Source organism: Elioraea sp. Yellowstone (assembly GCF_006704265.1).
Taxonomy (GTDB): Bacteria; Pseudomonadota; Alphaproteobacteria; order Acetobacterales; family Acetobacteraceae; genus Elioraea.
This window is the reverse complement of the sequence record NZ_VIKA01000240.1, coordinates 1-3,008: the sequence shown is the minus strand read 5'-3', so window position 1 is coordinate 3,008 and position 3,008 is coordinate 1. Positions and strand designations below refer to the sequence as shown.

Annotated in this window: 3 protein-coding genes; all 3 read right to left on the bottom strand. The window is 75.2% G+C overall.

Annotated elements, in window-relative coordinates:
* Positions 1-31: 31 nt before the first annotated feature.
* From plsY to FK498_RS18195, 3 genes are read right to left on the bottom strand one after another with little or no spacing between them, the layout of a single operon-like run.
* Positions 32-616, bottom strand: a complete 585-nt coding sequence (gene plsY / locus FK498_RS18205; protein ID WP_141857063.1) for a glycerol-3-phosphate 1-O-acyltransferase PlsY — start codon at positions 614-616, stop codon at positions 32-34.
* Entirely contained in the window at positions 613-1,881 is a 1,269-nt protein-coding gene (locus FK498_RS18200; RefSeq protein ID WP_141857061.1) for a dihydroorotase family protein, read from the bottom strand. The genes plsY and FK498_RS18200 overlap by 4 nt, the downstream gene beginning before the upstream one ends.
* Complete coding sequence (locus FK498_RS18195; RefSeq protein ID WP_141857059.1) at positions 1,878-2,834, bottom strand: aspartate carbamoyltransferase catalytic subunit; 957 nt, start codon at positions 2,832-2,834, stop codon at positions 1,878-1,880. The genes FK498_RS18200 and FK498_RS18195 overlap by 4 nt, the downstream gene beginning before the upstream one ends.
* Positions 2,835-3,008 lie beyond the last annotated feature (174 nt).

The window sequence follows — 3,008 nt, the reverse complement described above, 5'->3', positions numbered from 1 at the left end:
AGCCTCAGACGCGCGCGCCGTTCCGCCGCGGTCACCGGCGCTCGCCGATGCGCGGCTCGGTGCCGGCGCGCAGGCGGCGGATGTTGCCCGCGTGGCGCACATAGACGAGCGCAGCGATCGCCATCGCCGCGGCGGCCGTCCAGCGATCGGCCAGCGCGGCGGCGTAGAGCGGCGCGGCGGCGAAGGAGACCAGCGCCGCGAGCGAGGAGATGCGCGCGACCGCCGCGACCGCGAGCCAGGTCGCGCAGGCGGCGAGGCCGACGGGCCACGCCGCGCCGATCAGCACGCCGAGCCCGGTCGCCACCCCCTTGCCGCCGGCGAAGCCGAGCCAGGGCGTGAACATGTGCCCGACCACGGCAGCCACCCCTGCGACGGGGGCCGCGAGCGGGCCGAGCCACGCGCCCGCCAGCAGCACCGCCGCCGCCCCCTTCCCGCCATCGAGCAGCAGCGTCGCCGCGGCGAGGTCCTTCCGCCCGGTGCGCAGCACGTTGGTGGCACCGATGTTGCCCGAACCGATCCGGCGCACGTCGCCCAGGCCCGCCGCCCTGGTCAGCAGCAGCCCGAACGGGATCGACCCCAGCGCGAGACCGAGCAGGGCGGCGAGCGCGAGGGTCATCCGAACACGCGCCGCCCGGCCTTCCAGGTGCCGAGCACCTTGCCCTGCACGGGCCGGCCGTCGAACGGGGTGTTGCGGCTGTTGCCGGCGAGGTCGTCGGCGCGGATCTGCCAGGCGCGGTCGGGATCGAACAGGCAGAGATCGGCGGCGGCGCCCTCCGCGAGCCGCCCCGCCGGGACGCCCAGCAGCCCGGCGGGGCGGTGGGTGAGCAGGCCGAGCGCGTCGAGCAGCCGCAGATGCCCCGCATGCACCGCGTTCAGCGTCACCGCGAGCAGGGTCTCGAGCCCGACGCCGCCGGGCTCGGCCTGGGCGAAGGGGAGGCGCTTCGCATCGGTGTCCTGCGGCTGGTGGTCGGAGGCGACGGCGTCGATCGTGCCGTCGGCGAGCGCCGCCAGCACCGCCAGCCGGTCCTCCTCGCTGCGCAGGGGCGGCGAGAGCCGGGCATAGGTGCGCCACTCGCCGATCGTGGTCTCGTTCAGGTCGAAATAGGGCGGCGCCGTGTCGCAGGTGACGCGCAGGCCCCTGGCCTTGGCCGCGCGGATCAGGTCGAGCGCCTCGGCCGTCGAGACATGGGCGAAGTGGACATGCCCGCCGGTCAGCGCGGCGAGGCGGATGTCGCGGGCGACCATGAGCGCCTCGGCGGCGGCCGGGATGCCGGGCAGGCCGAGGAGCGTGGCCTGGAACCCCTCGGTGACCGCGCCGCCCGCGGCGAGCGAGGGCTCCTCCGGGTGCTGGATCACGAAGGCGCCGAAGGCGTCGGCATAGGCGAGGGCGAGGCGCATGGTGCGCGCCTCGGCGATCGCGCGCCGCCCGTCGGTGAAGCCGGCGGCGCCCGCCTCGCGCAGCAGCCCGTACTCGGCGAGTTCCCGCCCCGCGCAGCCCTTGGTCGCGGCCCCGTAGGGCAGGACCGTCACCGAGCCGAGGGCGGCGGCGCGCCGGGCGACGAACTCGACGAGCGCGGGCTCGTCGAGCGGCGGGTCGGTGTCGGGCAGCGCGGCAAGCGTGGTCACGCCGCCGGCGGCGGCGCAGGCGGCCAGCGTGGCGAGGCTCTCCTTGTGCTCCTCGCCCGGCTCGCGCAGCCCGACGCGCATGTCCACGAGTCCGGGGCAGAGGCAGGCGCCCGCGCAGTCGATGCGCTCGGCGTGTGCGGGAGGCTGGGCGGGGTTCAGCGCGGCGATGCGCCCGCCCTCGACCAGCAGCGTGCCGGGCGCGTCGAGGCCGCTGGCCGGGTCGAGCAGCCGGGCGTTGACGAAGAGCGTGCTCATACGTTGCGCCGGAGGTCGCGCGTCAGGAGGTCGAGCACGGCCATGCGCACGGCCACCCCCATCTCCACCTGTTCCTGGATCACGCTGTGCTGGAGGTCGTCGGCGACCGCGCTGTCGATCTCGATGCCGCGGTTCATCGGCCCCGGGTGCATCACCAGCGCGTCGGGCTTGGCGAGCGCGAGCTTGGCCGCGTCGAGCCCGTAGAAGCGGAAGTATTCGCGCGCGGAGGGGACGAAGCTGCTTCTCATGCGCTCGCGCTGCAGCCGCAGCATCATCACGACATCGGCGCCCTTCAGCGCCGCGCGCATGTCGGTGTGCACCTCGACGCCGAGCTGCGCCGCGCCGGCGGGCAGCAGCGTGGGCGGCGCGCAGAGGCGCACGCGGCTGCCCATGGTGGTGAGCAGGTGGATGTTGGAGCGGGCGACGCGGGAGTGCAGCACGTCGCCGCAGATCGCGACGGTGAGGTTCTCGAGCGTGCCGCGGTGGCGGCGGATGGTGAGCGCGTCGAGGAGCGCCTGGGTGGGGTGTTCGTGCGTGCCGTCTCCCGCGTTGATCACCGCGGCGTCGAGCTTCTGGGCAAGGAGCGCGGCGGCGCCCGACTGGTCGTGGCGCACCACCAGCACGTCCACGTGCATGGCGTTCAGCGTCATCGCCGTGTCGATCAGGGTCTCGCCCTTGGCGACCGAGGAGCCGGCGGTGGTCATGTTGATGACGTCGGCGCCGAGGCGCTTGCCGGCGAGTTCGAAGCTGGTGCGGGTGCGTGTGGAGGCCTCGAAGAACAGGTTCATCAGGGTGCGGCCGCGCATGACGTCGCGCGGGCCGCCCTGGCGGTTGAGCGAGATGTAGGTTTCGGCGAGGTCGAGGGCGGCGCGGATCTGGCCCGGGTCGAGGCCGGCGATGCCGAGGAGGTGGCGTCGTCTGCCGACCTGTCGTCCGAATCCGTGTTCCGCCACTGGGAGTCTCCGCAAGGTGCGGGGGCGGAGGGAACGCGCGTTGGGGGGCGGGCGTCAAGCGGGTGGGGGGGCGGGGGGGGGGGGGGGGCCCCCCCCCGGGGCGAGACCCAACAACGCCCCCCCCCCGCGCGGCGGGGGGGGGTGGTGAGTGCCGGGAGCCACACCCCCCACGTG

Coding starts and splice junctions, on each gene's coding strand:
- plsY (WP_141857063.1), bottom strand. CDS start 616: ATGACCCTCGCGCTCGCCGCCCTGCTCGGTCTCGCGCTGGGGTCGATC.
- FK498_RS18200 (WP_141857061.1), bottom strand. CDS start 1,881: ATGAGCACGCTCTTCGTCAACGCCCGGCTGCTCGACCCGGCCAGCGGC.